At 73.9% G+C, this 14,355-nt stretch carries 17 protein-coding genes; 10 read left to right on the top strand and 7 right to left on the bottom strand.

The features are described from left to right. Positions 1 to 13 precede the first annotated feature (13 nt). Both PLP61_RS01235 and PLP61_RS01230 read right to left on the bottom strand, forming a co-directional pair. On the bottom strand, positions 14 to 1,807 hold the full coding sequence (locus PLP61_RS01235; protein WP_324499563.1) for an MFS transporter: 1,794 nt from the start codon (positions 1,805 to 1,807) through the stop codon (positions 14 to 16). Continuing rightward, positions 1,804 to 2,496, bottom strand: a complete 693-nt coding sequence (locus PLP61_RS01230) for an LppX_LprAFG lipoprotein (protein WP_324499562.1) — start codon at positions 2,494 to 2,496, stop codon at positions 1,804 to 1,806. Before PLP61_RS01230 ends, PLP61_RS01235 begins: the two co-directional genes overlap by 4 nt. A gap of 142 nt (positions 2,497 to 2,638) precedes the next feature. On the opposite strand from PLP61_RS01230, the gene PLP61_RS01225 reads away from it, so the two are divergent. Next, positions 2,639 to 3,271 carry a peroxiredoxin gene (locus PLP61_RS01225; protein WP_324499559.1) on the top strand — a complete coding sequence of 211 codons (633 nt, stop codon included), beginning with the start codon at positions 2,639 to 2,641 and terminating at the stop codon, positions 3,269 to 3,271. 39 nt (positions 3,272 to 3,310) lie between these two features. Here the strand turns inward: PLP61_RS01225 and PLP61_RS01220 are convergent, their stop codons facing one another. Together PLP61_RS01220 and PLP61_RS01215 are read right to left on the bottom strand one after the other, a co-directional pair. After that, positions 3,311 to 4,396 (bottom strand): sensor histidine kinase, encoded by a 1,086-nt coding sequence (locus tag PLP61_RS01220; protein WP_324499557.1) that lies wholly within the window; start codon positions 4,394 to 4,396, stop codon positions 3,311 to 3,313. Further along, the gene (locus PLP61_RS01215; RefSeq protein WP_324499555.1) at positions 4,393 to 5,103 is read right to left on the bottom strand and encodes a response regulator; all 711 of its coding nucleotides are present in this window, start codon (positions 5,101 to 5,103) and stop codon (positions 4,393 to 4,395) included. The genes PLP61_RS01220 and PLP61_RS01215 overlap by 4 nt, the downstream gene beginning before the upstream one ends. Before the next feature lie 170 nt (positions 5,104 to 5,273). Between PLP61_RS01215 and PLP61_RS01210 the strand changes: the two genes are divergently transcribed. After that, positions 5,274 to 5,978: a DUF2202 domain-containing protein gene (locus tag PLP61_RS01210; protein WP_324499553.1), complete on the top strand. Its 705-nt coding sequence runs from the start codon at positions 5,274 to 5,276 to the stop codon at positions 5,976 to 5,978. A gap of 94 nt (positions 5,979 to 6,072) precedes the next feature. Further along, a complete protein-coding gene (locus PLP61_RS01205) occupies positions 6,073 to 6,558 on the top strand; it encodes a hypothetical protein (RefSeq protein ID WP_324499551.1) in 486 nt (161 codons plus the stop codon). A gap of 2 nt (positions 6,559 to 6,560) precedes the next feature. Here the strand turns inward: PLP61_RS01205 and PLP61_RS01200 are convergent, their stop codons facing one another. Then, positions 6,561 to 6,884 (bottom strand): DMT family transporter, encoded by a 324-nt coding sequence (locus PLP61_RS01200; protein WP_324499549.1) that lies wholly within the window; start codon positions 6,882 to 6,884, stop codon positions 6,561 to 6,563. 73 nt (positions 6,885 to 6,957) lie between these two features. On the opposite strand from PLP61_RS01200, the gene PLP61_RS01195 reads away from it, so the two are divergent. Both PLP61_RS01195 and PLP61_RS01190 read left to right on the top strand, forming a co-directional pair. Further along, positions 6,958 to 7,509 (top strand): TetR/AcrR family transcriptional regulator, encoded by a 552-nt coding sequence (locus tag PLP61_RS01195; protein ID WP_324499547.1) that lies wholly within the window; start codon positions 6,958 to 6,960, stop codon positions 7,507 to 7,509. A 41-nt stretch (positions 7,510 to 7,550) separates the two neighbouring features. Continuing rightward, complete coding sequence (locus PLP61_RS01190) at positions 7,551 to 8,354, top strand: thioesterase family protein (protein ID WP_324499545.1); 804 nt, start codon at positions 7,551 to 7,553, stop codon at positions 8,352 to 8,354. A gap of 40 nt (positions 8,355 to 8,394) precedes the next feature. Here PLP61_RS01190 and PLP61_RS01185 read toward each other — a convergent pair whose 3' ends face one another. Then, positions 8,395 to 9,465 (bottom strand): hypothetical protein, encoded by a 1,071-nt coding sequence (locus PLP61_RS01185; RefSeq protein ID WP_324499543.1) that lies wholly within the window; start codon positions 9,463 to 9,465, stop codon positions 8,395 to 8,397. Positions 9,466 to 9,557: 92 nt separating this feature from the next. Here PLP61_RS01185 and PLP61_RS01180 point away from each other — a divergent pair, with 92 nt between their 5' ends. Then, a complete protein-coding gene (locus tag PLP61_RS01180) occupies positions 9,558 to 9,947 on the top strand; it encodes a (deoxy)nucleoside triphosphate pyrophosphohydrolase (RefSeq protein ID WP_324499541.1) in 390 nt (129 codons plus the stop codon). Here PLP61_RS01180 and PLP61_RS01175 read toward each other — a convergent pair. After that, positions 9,934 to 11,022, bottom strand: coding sequence for a DUF6544 family protein (locus PLP61_RS01175; RefSeq protein ID WP_324499539.1), 1,089 nt, complete (start codon positions 11,020 to 11,022; stop codon positions 9,934 to 9,936). The two genes, PLP61_RS01180 and PLP61_RS01175, sit on opposite strands and share 14 nt — an antisense overlap. 72 nt (positions 11,023 to 11,094) lie before the next feature. On the opposite strand from PLP61_RS01175, the gene PLP61_RS01170 reads away from it, so the two are divergent. From PLP61_RS01170 to PLP61_RS01155, 4 genes are read left to right on the top strand one after another with little or no spacing between them, the layout of a single operon-like run. Beyond that, positions 11,095 to 11,298, top strand: a complete 204-nt coding sequence (locus PLP61_RS01170) for a hypothetical protein (protein ID WP_324499537.1) — start codon at positions 11,095 to 11,097, stop codon at positions 11,296 to 11,298. A 50-nt stretch (positions 11,299 to 11,348) separates the two neighbouring features. Continuing rightward, positions 11,349 to 12,263: an N-acetyl-1-D-myo-inositol-2-amino-2-deoxy-alpha-D-glucopyranoside deacetylase gene (gene mshB, locus PLP61_RS01165; protein ID WP_324499535.1), complete on the top strand. Its 915-nt coding sequence runs from the start codon at positions 11,349 to 11,351 to the stop codon at positions 12,261 to 12,263. 3 nt (positions 12,264 to 12,266) lie between these two features. After that, positions 12,267 to 12,620, top strand: coding sequence for a hypothetical protein (locus PLP61_RS01160; RefSeq protein ID WP_324499533.1), 354 nt, complete (start codon positions 12,267 to 12,269; stop codon positions 12,618 to 12,620). Positions 12,621 to 12,630: 10 nt separating this feature from the next. Further along, positions 12,631 to 14,349, top strand: a complete 1,719-nt coding sequence (locus PLP61_RS01155) for a VanW family protein (RefSeq protein WP_324499531.1) — start codon at positions 12,631 to 12,633, stop codon at positions 14,347 to 14,349. Positions 14,350 to 14,355: the final 6 nt, after the last annotated feature.

Raw genomic sequence — 14,355 nt, 5'->3', positions numbered from 1 at the left:
GGTGGGGCACCGCTCAGCCCACCCCGGTCTCCAGGGCAGAGGTGCGCACCTCGCGAGTGTCGGCGTGGCGGAACACCGCCAGGGCGACCAGCCCGGCGACCGCGCAGCAGACGGCGGCGCCCAGGAAGATCGTGTGCAGCTGGATCAGCCCCGCCTCGCGCAGCAGCAGGGTGAACTCGGGGCACCGGCTGCTGCCGTCGGGGCAGACGTCCATGGGGGCGGGCAGGTCGGCCTGACCGGCGTAGAAGCGGTGCAGGCCGACCGTGGTCAGCACGCTGATGCCCACCAGCTTGCCGACGGTGCGGGCCACCACCAGCAGCGCACTGGCGACCCCGTGCACGGCGCTGTCGGTGGCCGAGAGCAGCGCCGCGTTCACCGGCGCCATCGCCAGCCCGATCCCGACACCGGCCAGCACCAGCGGGATGGTGGCGGTCGGGTGGTCGAGCGTCTCCAGGCCCCACCGCGACATCTGGAGGAAGCCACCGCCGGCCACCGCCATGCCGACCGCGGTGACGACGCCCGCGGGCAGCCGGTGGGTCAGCCAGCCACCCAGGAAGGCACCCACCGGGAGACCGACCAGGAACCGGACGAGGACGAGCGCGGCCCGCAGCTGGGAGTCGCTGTAGACGGTGAGCCTGGCGAAGATGGGGATGTCGACCAGTGCGGCGATCAACGCGCTGCCGACGAAGAAGCTGACCACCAGCGCCCCCCAGGCGGGGGTGGCGGCGAGGGCCTGCGGCGGCACGAGCGGATGGGACACGCCGCGGTTGCGCCGCCAGAAGGCGACGGCCGCCACCGCGCTGCCGAGCAGCAGCCAGGGCCCGGCGGGGGAGAACACCTGAACCTCGGGGTCGGCGCTGGCGAAGGCGAGGATGACCCCGGCCAGGGCGAGCGAGAGCAGCAGCGCACCCCACACGTCGATCTCTCGCAGAAGGCTCCGCCACGAGCGCAGATCCACCAGGGGGGAGCCCGCAGTGAGACAGCGGAGGAGGAACAGCAGGGCCAGGAGGATCGTCGCCAGTCCGACGGGGGAGAGCCAGCGGCTGGTGCCGGTGACCGGGAGGAAGCCCAGGCCGAGGGTGACGTCGGTGACCAGCCGCGTCGGCTGTCGCATCACCAGGAGCAACCCGGTGACCGCGCCCGCCACGAGGAGGACCCCGACCCAGTCCGTCCGGCGGCGGGTGCCCGCCTCCCGCGCCAGCTGGGCCGGTCCGGTCGCCCGGTGCCGCCGGATCACGGCAGCCATCAGGAAGCCCACCGCGAGGTTGACCAGGAAGATGTCGCGCCAGTCACCGAAGGCGAGCACCACGGCGCCGTACACCGGCCCCATCACGTTGCCGAACTCCTGCACCGCACCCACGACGCCCAGGGGGACGCCTCGGCGCTGCGGCGGGTACAGGTCGGCCACCAGCGCCAGGGTCGCCGGCAGCAGCCCGCCGGCGCCCACCCCCTGGATCATCCGGCCGACGACCACGGAGGTGAGGTCGTACGCCGCGGCGGTCACCAGGGAGCCCAGCCCGAAGACCACCAGGCAGCCGACCAGGACGGGCAGCCGACCACGCAGGTCCGCCACGCGGCCGATCAGCGGGAGCATGGCGATGTAGCCGAGCAGGAAGCCCGAGATGATCGGGGCGCCGCGCTGGAGGTCCTCGGCCGACAGCCCGGAGGAGGCCATCATGTCGGGCAGGGCCAGCACGACCACGTAGTTGTCGGCCGCGGCGAACGCGACCGCGGTCGCCGCGAGGCCGAGCAGCAGGCGCCCCCCGGCGGGGGCGACCGAGTGGTCGGGCGCGGCGGGCTCGGTCACGGGCGGCGGATGTCCGCTTCCGTGCCGTAGTCGGTGAAGTCCACCGTGTAGTCGACCTCTCCGCGGTCGCCGTAGAACGGTCCCGACACCTCCACCGAGCGCAACGTCCCGTCGTCGGCGAGCGAGAAGGTCACCGGGAACTCGCCCGCGGGGTCGGCGCTGGGGATCGTGTCGGCCACCACGCGGCCCGGCAGCGTCCCCGAGTACGGCGTCAGCACCAGGTCGCCCTCACGCACCGGGTCCCCGGCCGTGACGTCCTGCGCCGCGGTCAGCCAGGCCGACAGCCCCTGGTCGGGGTCCATGAGCATCGCCGGGTTCGGTGCGCCGTACTCGGTCGGGTCCACCTGGGAGTACTTCACGGTGAACGGGAGCTTGGCGAAGACGGTGCGGCCGATGGCGACCACCGGCACGTCGAGCGACAGGTTGTCCACCTCCAGCCCGACCACGCCCTTGAAGGCGGGTGGGTGCGCGCCGATCCCGGTGGCGCTGGTCAGCCCGTCGACCCCCTCGGGCAGCTGCCCGGTGCGCAGGCTGAGGTGCACGCCCGAGGTCTCGTCGAGCGTGGCCCGTGCGGCGCTGAGCGCCTCCTCCGGGTCGACGGTGTCGGTGGCGGTCCCGCCGCAGGCCGCGGTGGTGAGCAGCACCCCGGCGCTCAGCAGCGCGGCGAGCAGGCGGCGCGGCGTACCCATGGGCCCAGCATCGCAGAGGCCCCGGCACCCGGCGCGCAGGTGGCCGGTGTTCGCCGCCTCCCGCTGTGAGGGGGTCCTCCCGGGTGGGGCAGGATGGGAGTGCGGCTGCGCCGCACCGACCACGCACAACGAGAGAGGAACCATGGCACTCCACCTGGGCGACACCGCCCCCGACTTCCAGGCCGACACCTCGGCCGGGCCGATCACCTTCCACGACTGGGCCGGCGACAGCTGGGTCGTCTTCTTCTCGCACCCCGCCGACTTCACCCCCGTCTGCACCACCGAGCTGGGCCGGGTCGGCCAGCTGAAGGACGAGTGGGCCCGGCGTGGCGTGAAGCCGATCGCCCTCTCGGTCGACTCCGTGGAGGACCACGCGAGGTGGAAGCCCGAGATCGAGTCCTACAACTCCACCACCGTGGACTACCCGATCATCGCGGACCCGGACAAGCGGATCGCCGAGCTCTACGACATGATCCACCCCGGGGAGGGCGACACCTCCTCGGTGCGCTCGGTCTTCGTGATCGACCCGGCCAAGAAGATCCGGCTGACCATGACCTACCCCAAGTCCACGGGTCGCAACTTCCTCGAGGTGCTCCGCGTCGTCGACGCGCTCCAGGAGGGCGACCGCGGCGAGTGCTCCACCCCGGTCGACTGGCAGCCCGGCGACAAGGTGGTGGTCCCGCCGACCATGTCGACCGAGGACGCGAAGCTGAAGTTCGACGACGTGCAGGAGTTCTTCCCCTACCTGCGCACCGCGCGGCTGAAGGCCCAGTAGCGCCTGGGCGCGCCGCGTGGCGACCGGGGCACCGCCGGGTCAGCGCGCGGCCGGCAGCCGCACGGTGAAGACGCTCCCCCGGCCGGGGCCGGGGGAGTCCGCCGTCAGGTCGCCGTGGTGGGCCCGCACGATGCCGCGGGCGATGGTCAGGCCGATGCCGGAGCCCTCGCGCCGGTCCGACGCCCGGCCTGCACGGTAGAAGCGCTCGAACACCCTCTCCAGGTCGTCCCTCGCCAGGCCGACGCCGGTGTCCGCCACGACGATCTCCGCCCCGGTCGCCGAGCCGCGCACGGTGACCGCCACCCGGCCCCCGGCCGGCGTGGCCTGCAGGGCGTTGCCCACCAGGTTGGTCACCACCTGGGCGATCCGGTCCTCGTCCACGTCCACCACGACGGGGTCGGGTCCAGCCTCCAGCCCGAGGGTGAGGTCGGCGTCCTCGGCCTGGGCCTGGAGCCGCTGGACCGCGGGGGCCACCACCTCACGCAGGTCGACCCGCACCGGGCGCAGGTCCAGGCGGCCCTCGTCGGAGCGTGACAGCGCCGACAGGTCGTCGCTGAGCCGCCGGAGCCGGCGGACCTCCTCACCCACCTGACCGAGCTCCGCGGGTCCCGCGGGGAGCACGCCGTCGATCATCCCCTCCAGGTAGCCGTCCATGACGGTCAGTGGGGTCCGCATCTCGTGCGCCACCTCGCCCAGCAGCCGGACCCGCCGGGTCTCCGTGGCGGCCAGGGTCGAGCCGAGCCGGTTGATGTCGTGCGCGAGCTCGGCCAGCTCACGCTCGTGCGGCACCGGCGCGGTGGCGTCGTACCGACCGGCCGCGAGCTTTCGTGCGGCGGCGCGGAGGGCGTCGAGCGGCCGGATCAGCCGGTAGGCCGCGAGTGTGCCGAACGCCGCTGCGGCGAGGGCTCCCACCAGCGCGCCGACCAAGAGCGCGCTGTCCACCGCGTCGCCGAACTGCTGACGCAGCAGCCCGGGCTGGCCCTGGCCCATGCCGGGGCCCATCCCGGCCATCCCCTGGTCGAACAGAGCCGGGGCGAGCCGGCGTACCACCAGGTACGTCGCCAGGACGCCCAGCACCGCGACCAGGACGTGGGAGAGGATCATGCGGACGAGCAGTCGGTTCACGGGGTCCTCCCGGTGGGCTCGAGCAGGAACTTGTAGCCCACGCCGCGGACGGTCCCGATCATCGTCGGGTCGCTGGCGTCGTCGGCCAGCGCCCGGCGCATGGTCCGGACGTGGACGTCCACGACGCGCTCGTCGCCGAAGAAGTCGTAGCCCCACACCTTCTCCAGCAGCTGGACGCGGGAGAAGACTCGGCCCGGCGAGCGGGCCAGCACCACCAGGAGGTCGAAGTCCAGCGTGCTGAGGGCCACCGGGGCACCGCGCAGCGTCACCTCGCGGCGGGTCTCGTCCACCACCAGGTCGCCGAAGCGGTGCACGCCGTCGTCCGCGACCGGCGTCCCCGGTTCCCTGACCCGGCGGAGCACCGCCTTGACCCGGGCGACCACCTCACGCGGACTGAACGGCTTGGTGACGTAGTCGTCGGCGCCGACGCCGAGGCCGACCAGCTTGTCGACCTCCTCGGCCCGGGCGGTGACCAGGATGACGTAGACGTCGGAGAAGGTGCGGAGCCGGCGCAGCACCTCCAGGCCGTCGACGTCGGGCAGGCCGATGTCGAGCAGGACCAGCTGCGGCGGCTCGACGGCCAGGGCGGCCAGCGCCTGTGCTCCGGTCGAAGCCTCGACAACCGCGTATCCCTCGCCACGCAGGTACGCGGCCAGGATCGACCTGATCGGGGCCTCGTCGTCCACGACGAGCACGGTCGGGCTCACGGGTCTCCTCGGCGCTGGTCCGGCACCCCAGGGTACGGCGGCGGCCGGCGTCCCTCCGGAGCCGCGGGGTGGGGCTTCACGGAATCTTCACAGCAGCACCGCAGGGCGCTTCACGCCCGGCGGGTGGACTGGAGGCGACCACCCGGACCGACTCCCTCAGGAGGACCACCATGCGTGCCAGCAGACTGACCACGATGCTCGCGAGCGCTGCCGTCCTGGCCGTGCTCGCCGGGGGCGCGGCCGTGGCCACCAGCGGCCTCACCCGAGCGCCGGTCCCCGGCGCCGCGTCGACGACCGACAGCGCCGTCCTTGCCGAGCGGCTGGCGTTCAACCGTGAGGAGGAGCGCATGGCGCGCGACCTCTACCGGTTCTTCGCGCGGCGCTACGACAACGCCCGGCCGTTCGGGATGATCGCCCGCAGCGAGCAGCAGCACTTCACAGCCGTGGGCGTGCTGCTCGCCCGCTACGGCGTGGCCGACCCGTCGGCCGGGCTGCCGGCCGGCTCGTACGCCGACCCGACGGTCCAGCAGCTCTACGACGGCTGGAAGAAGCAGGGCACGGTCTCGCTGCGGTCGGCCTTCCGGGCGGGGCAGGAGCTCGAGAAGCGGGACATCGCCGACCTCGAGGCCACCCTGGCTCAGGTGGGGGAGCCCGACGTCCAGACAGTCCTCGGCCACCTTCTCGCCGCCTCCCGGATGCACCTGCGGGCCTTCACGGCGGCGCTGGTGGGCGGTGGCGTGGGCCCGATGATGCGCGGACCGGGTGCGGGCGGGGCGTTCACCGGTGGTGCCGGACCGGGAGGCGGGGGCCGCTGGGGGGTCGGCGGCCGCTGGGGGGCAGGGGGCCGTCCCTGCCCGATGATGCAGTCCCGATGAGGGTGCGCCACCATCGCCCGATACCCCCCGGGGTACCTGTACACTGGGTGGGCCGACGATCCTCGGCCCACCCAGCCTCGACGTGAGGAGACCGATGACCCAGCGAGCCGTGCCCGAGCCGGAGCGCCCGCCCGCCGCAGGACCGGTGCCCGACTCTCTCGTCCGGCTCTTCGAGCGCCCGGCCCCCGAGCTCGCCGTTGCCCCGCCCACCCTCCGCGGCCCCGCCGCCTGGCGGGCGACCCTCAGCCGCGACCGGCTGTGGGTGGCGGTGCTGGTGGCTCCCGCGCTGTTGTGGGCCTACAGCGGCCAGATCGGCCGTCCCCTCGACCCGGTCTGGGGGGCCGGCCTGGCGCTGGTGTCGTGGCTGGGGGCGCTGACGCTGGCGACGTACGTCCCCCAGCGCCGGGCGACTGCCGGCCTCGGGTCCTCGCCGTGCGCCTCGATCGCCGGGGTCTACGTGCTCTTCGCCGGGCTTGCCCTGGCCGGGGAGCCCGCCGGGCTGGGCCAGTGGCTCCTGGCGCTCGCCATGGTCTCCTTCGGGCTGGCCCAGCGGCTGCGCGGGGCAACCGCCTGCGGCTGAGGTCAGGCGGTCACGAGGTTCACACCGACCACGCCGACCACGATCATGGCCAGCGAGACGGCCTTGACCCACCCCATCGACTCTCCGAGGAACCAGTAGCCGATCCCGGCCACCACCGCGGTGCCCACCCCGGACCACACGGCGTAGGCCACCGAGACCGGAACCGTGCGCACCACCAGGGCGAGCAGCCAGATGGAGAGGGCGTACCCGCCGAGCACCACGGCGCTCCAGCCGGGATGGGTCAGCCCCTGGGCGCGAGGCAGCAGGGCCGTCGCGCCCACCTCGATCCCGATCGCCACCGCCAGCAGTACCGCTGCGCCGAACACCGTGCCACGTCCTTCTCGTTGAGATGTAGCACTCGCTACACCGGAGAAATGTAGCACATGCTACGTTGACGTGGTGGATCGCCGCGAGCAGCTGCTGGAGGCGCTCACCGACCACGTGCTGGCGCACGGCCTGATCGGGCTCACCCTGCGGCCCGCGGCGGCCGCCCTGGGGACCAGTGACCGGATGCTGCTCTACCACTTCGCGAGCCGTGATGCCCTGGTGTCGGCGGTGGTGTCCCGCGCCAACGAGCGGGCGATCGCCGTCGTCTCCTCCCTGCCGGCCGCGCCGGACGTGCGCCTGGCCGTCACCCGGCTGTGGACGGCGTACGGCACCGAGCCGCTGTCGAGCTGCCTCGACGTCTACTGCCAGGCGGCCGCCGAGGGGCTGATCGGGCGCGAGCCCTACCTCAGCGACGTGCGCGCCTCCAACGAGCGCTGGACCAGGGCGCTGCGAGACTACTTCGTGCGCAGCGGCGCCCCCGTTCCACGGGTCGACCGCGTGGTCACGCTGGTCGACTCCTCGCTCTACGGCTTCCACCTCGACCTCACCACCGACCGGCCGACCGAGCTGGCCCAGGGAGTCGAGGACCTGGCCTCCGCCGCCGCGACGCTGGCCGCCGGGTAGCCGGGGCTCGGGGCCTGACCCGGCCCGCCTACAGTGGGACCATGGCCACGGAGTTCGACCGCCAGGTGGCCGTGGTGGCCTCGGCCCCGGGCCGCTTCGAGGCCTCGCTCGACGCAGGCTGGAGCGTCGGGGGCGGCCTCAACGGGGGCTACCTGCTGGCCACGGTGGGGACCGCGGTCCGGGAGAGCGTGCCGGCCAAGCCGGACCCGCTCGCAGTCAGTGCCCACTACGTCTCGGCCGCGACCCCGGGGCCGGCCACCGTGACCACCAGGGTCGTCCGGGACGGCGGGGGCACCGCCACGGTCGCCGCCGAGCTGTCCCAGCCGGGCGGGGTGCGGGTCACTGCGCTCGCGACGTACGCCGACCTCTCGGCGCTCCCCGACGACGTCCGCACCACCGCCGACCGGTTGGACCTGCCGCCGGTCGAGTCCTGCCTGTCCACCGAGCTGGCGCCGGCCGAGATGCGGCGGATGGCGCCACTGATGGACCGCTTCGAGATGCGGTTCGACCCGGCGTGCCTGGGCTGGGTGGTCGGGGAGCCCACCGGCACCGGGCTGCTGCAGGCGTGGTTCCGGCTGGCCGACGGGCGGGAGCCCGACCCGATCAGCCTCCTGCTCGTGGTCGACGCCCTGCCGCCGGTGACCTTCGACCTCGGACTTCCCGGCTGGGCGCCCACCGTGCAGCTGAGCGTGCACGTGCGTGCCCGGCCGGCGCCCGGGTGGCTGACGGTGCGTCACCTGACCCGCAACGTCGCCGGGGGCCTGTTCGAGGAGGACTGCGAGGTGTGGGACGCCACGGGTCGCCTGGTGGCGCAGAGCCGACAGCTGGCCAAGCTCCCGCGCTGAGGTCCCGCAGTCCCCGGTGCGCCGCCGGGGCCGGGGCTCCTCAGCCGAGGCGCTCGCACCGCAGGGAGTAGAACCAGCGCCGCCTGGGGTGCTCGCTGACCGACCACAGCTCGTCGGTCGACGGCCAGTAGGACAGGTCCTCCGGTCCGGGCGGGGCCGCCCAGCGGCGCCGGACCAGGTCTCCCGGTCTGCCCACCAGCACCGAGCCGGGGACCCTCGGCCCGGTGGAGACGCTGAGGTACCAGCGACCGTCGACCACGCACGCGCCCTGCATCCCCCGCACCCCCTCCTCGACCGACAGAGGCCGGACGCGGCCGTCGTCGCCGACCCGCGGGAGCGAGGTGTCGGGGTCGAGGGGGAACCTGGCGAGTCTCGTGCTCTGTTCGCCGCGGCCGTACTCACCGCACACCAGCACCGGCGGGGAGGACGTGCGGTCCAGTGAGAGGAAGGAGTAGCGCAGGCCGGGAGGTTCCTCCGCCGCGACGGCCCGGTAGGCGCGCCGGACCGGCAGCAGGTAGCGGTACCCGAAGGAACCCACCTGTGGGCCGGACACCCCGAACGGGTGCTCGGCCGGGGCGCCCAGGTGGTCGGGGACCCGCATCACCTCGGCGGTCCGGCAGGTGAGGAAGCCGCGGCCCGTCGCTGCGACGTGGAGGTGGTTGCCGTACCAGACCAGCCCGCCGGCGTGCACGCGGAGCGGCTCCATGGTCACCTGCCCGTCCACCAGTCGCGGCACCACGAGGAGGACGTGGCGGTAGGCCAGCGTGTCGAGGTCGACGAAGGTGACCCGGGACCCCTGGGGTGCACCGGCCCCGGCGGCGTACCAGCTCACCGCCAGGAGCCGGCGTCCGTCGACCAGTCCGGTCGCGTCGGCGTCCGCGGAGCTCGAGACCCCTTGGGGCCACCAGCGGGCGGTCCGCCGATCCGGCCGGTCCCAGGTGTGGGCCCGGTGCACCGCTCTCGCGGGGACCAGCCGGGAGCGGCGCCCGCGGCGGTTGAGGTCGGCCAGCACGGCGGTCAGCCCGACCGGGCCGCCCAGCAGGGCCCCGAGTGCGTCGATCGCGGCGCCGCGCTCCTCGCCTGGCTCGAGCAGCACGCCGGGACCTACCACGTCGCCCACGCTAGCGGCCGGACGTATCCGGACGGAGCAGACGTCTCCTCAGCTGGTACGCCGTCCGCGGGGCGGCGGCTAGCGTGTGCGTCGTGCAGGTGGTGGTGGGTGCGGCGATCGTGCGCGACGGCCGCGTGCTGGCGGCCCGGCGCACCGCCCCCGCCGAGACGGCCGGGGGCTGGGAGTTCCCCGGCGGCAAGGTGGAGCCGGGCGAGACGGCTGAGCAGGCGCTACGCCGCGAGGTCGAGGAGGAGCTCGGCTGCGCGATCGAGGTGCAGGCCTGGCTCTCCGGCGAGGTTCCGATCGGTGACACGCACCGCCTGAGCGTCGCGCGGGCCCGCCTGGTGGCCGGGGAGCCGCGGCCGGTGGAGCACGATCTGGTGCGCTGGCTCGGGCCCGACCAGCTCGACGAGGTGGACTGGCTCGCCGCCGACCTGCCGTTCCTCGCCGAGCTCCGGGCCCTGCTGCTCAGCGGGTCGTGACGTCCTCCGGCCCGGCGTTGCAGGACAGCTCGTCCACGACGAACTCCAGGTAGTCGAACTCGCCCTCCGGGGCGGGTGCGTGCCAGCGCGCCGACCCCACGGCCGCGATCCGGCGGCCGCCCAGCTCGCGGTACCCGGACAGCGGGGTGGACCAGCGCTGCCCGGTGAAGCTGTGCCCGTCCGCGGAGGACCGCAGCCGGTCGTCGCTGACGAAGTCGACCAGCTGCCCCGCCTCGTCGAACACCAGCTCCGCGGTCACGCTCTGGCCGGCGTGGGTGTAGCGGCCGCGGACCCGGTGCGGGTCCAGCATCTCCCAGGTCACCGGCGCATCGACCAGGGTCGCCGGAGCGAGCACGCACAGGTCATTGAAGAGCGTCACCGTCTCCGCCCGGGTCATCTCGGGACCCTGGCCGTGCGCGACCGGGACGGCCGAGCACAACCGCACGCGCATCGTGGCCGCGCCGTCGGCGTACACGTGCAGCACATCGACCGGTAGCCCGGCCATGGTGGCGTCGATGAAGAACAGCCGGGTCGTGCGGGGGCCGTAGGTGTTGACCTGCTCGCCACGGAAGCGCATCCACGGCTTGTCGGCGCCGGCCCTGATCCGGCCGTGCACCCCGGCCCGGAAGCTCCCCACCCGCGATGCCCCCACCGCCCCGCAGGCACGCAGGTAGCCCGCGACCTGCGGTGGCAGCCGCTCGAGGTCATCCTCGGTGACCACGCCCTCCGTCCTGGCGGCGCCGAGGGCGGTGCGGGCCCGTCGACGGAACTCCGCCCGCGCGCTGCGGTGGCCGTGCGCGGCGAAGCCGTACGCCGCGGCGGCCAGCAGCACCAGGTTCGCCAGCGTGCCCGCCCAGGCGTCCGGCCACGCGGTGAGCAGCACCACCTGGGAGACCACGGCCGCGACCGCCATCACCGTCCACCAGCCCGGCCACCGCAGCGCCAGGGCCACGCCCGCCGCGACCACCAGCACCGCGGTCACCACCCACCACCAGCCCAGGGGGGCCCCGATCAGGTGGAGCAGCCCGTGGACGAGCGCCAGTGCGACGACCAGCCAGCGGACCACGCCCTTCATCCGGACCTCCTCCCGGTTCCACTGCCAGGTCGATGATGGCAGGCGGCGCGCCGCGTCGGCGATGATGGCCCGGTGCGCGGCATTCTCTTCCACGAGTGGCACGCCCGCGAGGTGGCCGACACCCTGGTCCGGCACGGCTTCGAGGCCACCGTGACCCGGGCGGGATCGCCGGGGGAGGGCGACCGTGACCGGCCCTGGGTCGTCGAGACGGACGCGCCGCAGCTGACGCTGGAGATCCTCGTCGACCGGTACGACGGCTGGCTGGACACCGACTGACCGCGCCCGTGCTTGGTCGCTGCCCGGCCGCGGTCACTACGCTGGAGCCCATGACGCACCTGCCCCGGCACCGGCTGCTGCTGGTCCACGCCCATCCCGACGACGAGTCGATCGGCCAGGGCGCCACGATGGCGAAGTACGCCGCCGAGGGTCGCGGCGTCACGCTGGTCACCTGCACCGCCGGTGAGATGGGTGAGATCCTGGTGCCCGGCCTGGAGCACCTGGCCGCGGACCAGTCCGACCAGCTGGGCGTGCACCGGCGCGGTGAGCTCGCCGACGCGATGGCGGCACTCGGCGTGACCGACCACCGGTTCCTGGGCGGCTTCGGGCGCTACCGCGACTCGGGGATGAAGTGGCACGAGGACGGTCACGCGGTCGCCGCCGACGAGGTGCACGCGAACGCCTTCTGGAACGCCGACCTGACCGAGGCGGCGAGCTACCTGGTCGAGATCCTGCGCGAGGTGCGTCCGCAGGTGCTGGTCACCTACGACGAGTTCGGCGGCTACGGGCACCCCGACCACATCCAGGCGCACCGGGTGGCGATGTACGCCGCGCAGCTCGCCGCGGTGCCGTCCTTCCGCCGCGACCTCGGCCCGGCCTGGGAGGTCGCGAAGATCTACTGGGGCGCGATGTCGGAGAGCCGGATGCGGGCCGGGCTCCGGGCCCTGCGCGAGGCCGGGGACACCACGTCGTTCCAGGGGATGGACCCGGACGGGCCGCTGCCGCGCTTCGCGGTCACTGACGAGGACCTCGGTGCGGTCGTCGACGGGACCGACCAGGTGGAGCGCAAGATCGCCGCGCTCCGGGCGCACGCCACGCAGATCACCGTCGACAGTGGGTTCTTCGCGCTGTCCAACAACCTCGGCTCCGCGGTCTGGGCGCTCGAGTTCTACCGGCGGGCCAAGGGTGCGCCGGGCGAGCTCAACGACGACGGCCTCGAGACCGACCTGTTCGCCGGGCTCTGAGCGGTGCCAGCGGCGGTCCGGGCCGGGCTGGCGCTCGCCCTCCTGCTGCTCGGGGTGGTGACCGGCCTGGCCACCGTCGCCGTGCACGGGAGTGGGTGGGGGCTGGCGCTGGGCCTCGCGGCGACGCTGGCCACCACGCTCGCCCTGCCCCGGGGGTGGTGGACCCGGCTCCCGTTCGTGGTGGGCTGGGTGGGCTTCGTCGGCTTCGCCACGGTCCCGCGACCCGAGGGCGACTACCTCATCGCCGCCGACGTCCCGGGCTACACGCTGCTGGCGACCGGCCTGGTGCTGGTCGTCCTCGCCCTGGTCACCCTGCCCGCCCCTCGACGCGGCTCCGCGCTGGGGTCGCGCACCTAGGATGTCCGACGTGAGCGAGGGACCCGAGCCGGAACGCGAGGCGGAGGGCGGCCGGGTCGTCCTCCTGCTGCTGCTCGGGCTCGTGGTCCTCTTCGGCGGGGCCTACGTGGCGGCGTACCTGGTCGGGGACGCCCGGGTGCCCCGGGGCACCACCGTCGCCGGGGTCGAGGTCGGCGGACAGACCCACGAGGAGGCGGTCGCGACCCTGCGCACCGCGCTGGCCGAGCGCGTCGGCGAGCCGATCGCGGTCACCCTCGACGGACGGCCGGCGAGCGTGGACCCGGTGGAGGCGGGATTGACGGTGGACTACGGGGCCTCCGTGGACGCGGCCGGCGCCAGCCGCAGCTGGTCGCCCGCGCGGCTGTGGGACTACTACACCGGCGGCGACGCGCTCCCCCCGGTGGTGACCCTCGACGGCGACGCGATGACGCGGGCGCTGGACGGGCTCACCCAGGAAGCGGGCCGGCCGGCCCGCGACGGTGCGGTCAGCCTCGTCGGCACCACCGTGCGCGTGCGTGCGCCGCTCACCGGTGAGGGCGTCGACCCGGAGACGGCGCCGGAGGACCTGCGCACGGCCTACCTGGTCCAGGACTCCCCGGTACCACTGGCGCTGGTGCCGCTCGTCCCGGAGATCGACGAGCAGGACGTCCAGCAGGCGGTGCGGGAGTTCGCCAACCCGGCGATGTCGGGGCCGGTCACGCTGGTGTTCGGCCGGTCCCCGGTGACGCTGGCACCAAGGGACTTCAGCGCCGCGCTCGCTCTGCGCCCCGTCGACGGCCGGCTGGTGCCCACGGTGGACGCCGAACGGCTCGACCGGCTGGTGGGCAGGCGCATCAGCGGACGGGGAGCGCCGGTGGACGCGACGGTCGCGCTGGTGGACGGGAAACCGCAGGTGGTCCCCGCCAAGCCGGGGGTCACCTACCGCACGACCGACGTCACCGACGCCTTCCTCGACCTGGTCGCCCGCGAGTCCGACCAGCGGCGGATGCGGGTTCCGGCGACCGTCGCCGAGCCCGAGTTCAGCACCGCCGACGCCCGCCGGCTGAGGATCAAGGAGAAGGTGTCCACCTTCACGACGTACTTCCCCTACGCGGAGTACCGCAACACCAACATCGGCCGGGCGGCGGAGCTGGTGAACGGCAGCGTGCTCAAGCCCGGGGACACCTTCTCCCTCAACGACACCGTGGGGGAGCGCACCCGCGCGAACGGCTTCACCGAGGGCTTCATCATCAGCAACGGCATCTTCAAGGAGGACCTGGGCGGCGGGGTCTCGCAGATGGCCACCACGACGTTCAACGCGATGTTCTTCGCCGGGCTCGAGGACGTCGAGCACAAGCCACACTCGTTCTACATCGACCGCTACCCGGTGGGCCGGGAGGCCACGGTCGCCTGGGGCGCGGTTGACCTGCGGTTCCGCAACGACACGCCCTACGGCGTGCTGATCGAGGCACGGGTCACCCCCAGCACCCCGTCGGCGCAGGGGGTGGTGACGGTGTCGATGTGGTCGACGAAGTACTGGGACATCACCACCCGCACCGGTGAGCGGTACAACCTCACCCCGCCGGCCACGCGGGTGCTGCACACCGAGGACTGCTACCCCAACACCGGCTACGGCGGGTTCGACATCGACATCTGGCGCTACTTCCGCCGGCACGGGTCGTCCGAGCTGGTCCGCACCGAGAAGATGCACACCCACTACATCCCCTCCGACACGGTGATCTGCCGGTGAGCGGGC

The organism is Nocardioides sp. (assembly GCF_035429765.1).
Classification (GTDB): Bacteria; Actinomycetota; Actinomycetes; order Propionibacteriales; family Nocardioidaceae; genus Nocardioides.
Note: the sequence above shows the minus strand (reverse complement) of the source record. Positions and strands in the feature narration are given on the sequence as shown.

Bases quoted from the DNA above. Each gene is read 5' to 3' on its own strand.
- PLP61_RS01230 (WP_324499562.1), bottom strand. From the start codon at position 2,496: ATGGGTACGCCGCGCCGCCTGCTCGCCGCGCTGCTGAGCGCCGGGGTG.
- PLP61_RS01225 (WP_324499559.1), top strand. From the start codon at position 2,639: ATGGCACTCCACCTGGGCGACACCGCCCCCGACTTCCAGGCCGACACC.
- PLP61_RS01210 (WP_324499553.1), top strand. From the start codon at position 5,274: ATGCGTGCCAGCAGACTGACCACGATGCTCGCGAGCGCTGCCGTCCTG.
- PLP61_RS01205 (WP_324499551.1), top strand. From the start codon at position 6,073: ATGACCCAGCGAGCCGTGCCCGAGCCGGAGCGCCCGCCCGCCGCAGGA.
- PLP61_RS01190 (WP_324499545.1), top strand. From the start codon at position 7,551: ATGGCCACGGAGTTCGACCGCCAGGTGGCCGTGGTGGCCTCGGCCCCG.
- PLP61_RS01175 (WP_324499539.1), bottom strand. From the start codon at position 11,022: ATGAAGGGCGTGGTCCGCTGGCTGGTCGTCGCACTGGCGCTCGTCCAC.
- mshB (WP_324499535.1), top strand. From the start codon at position 11,349: ATGACGCACCTGCCCCGGCACCGGCTGCTGCTGGTCCACGCCCATCCC.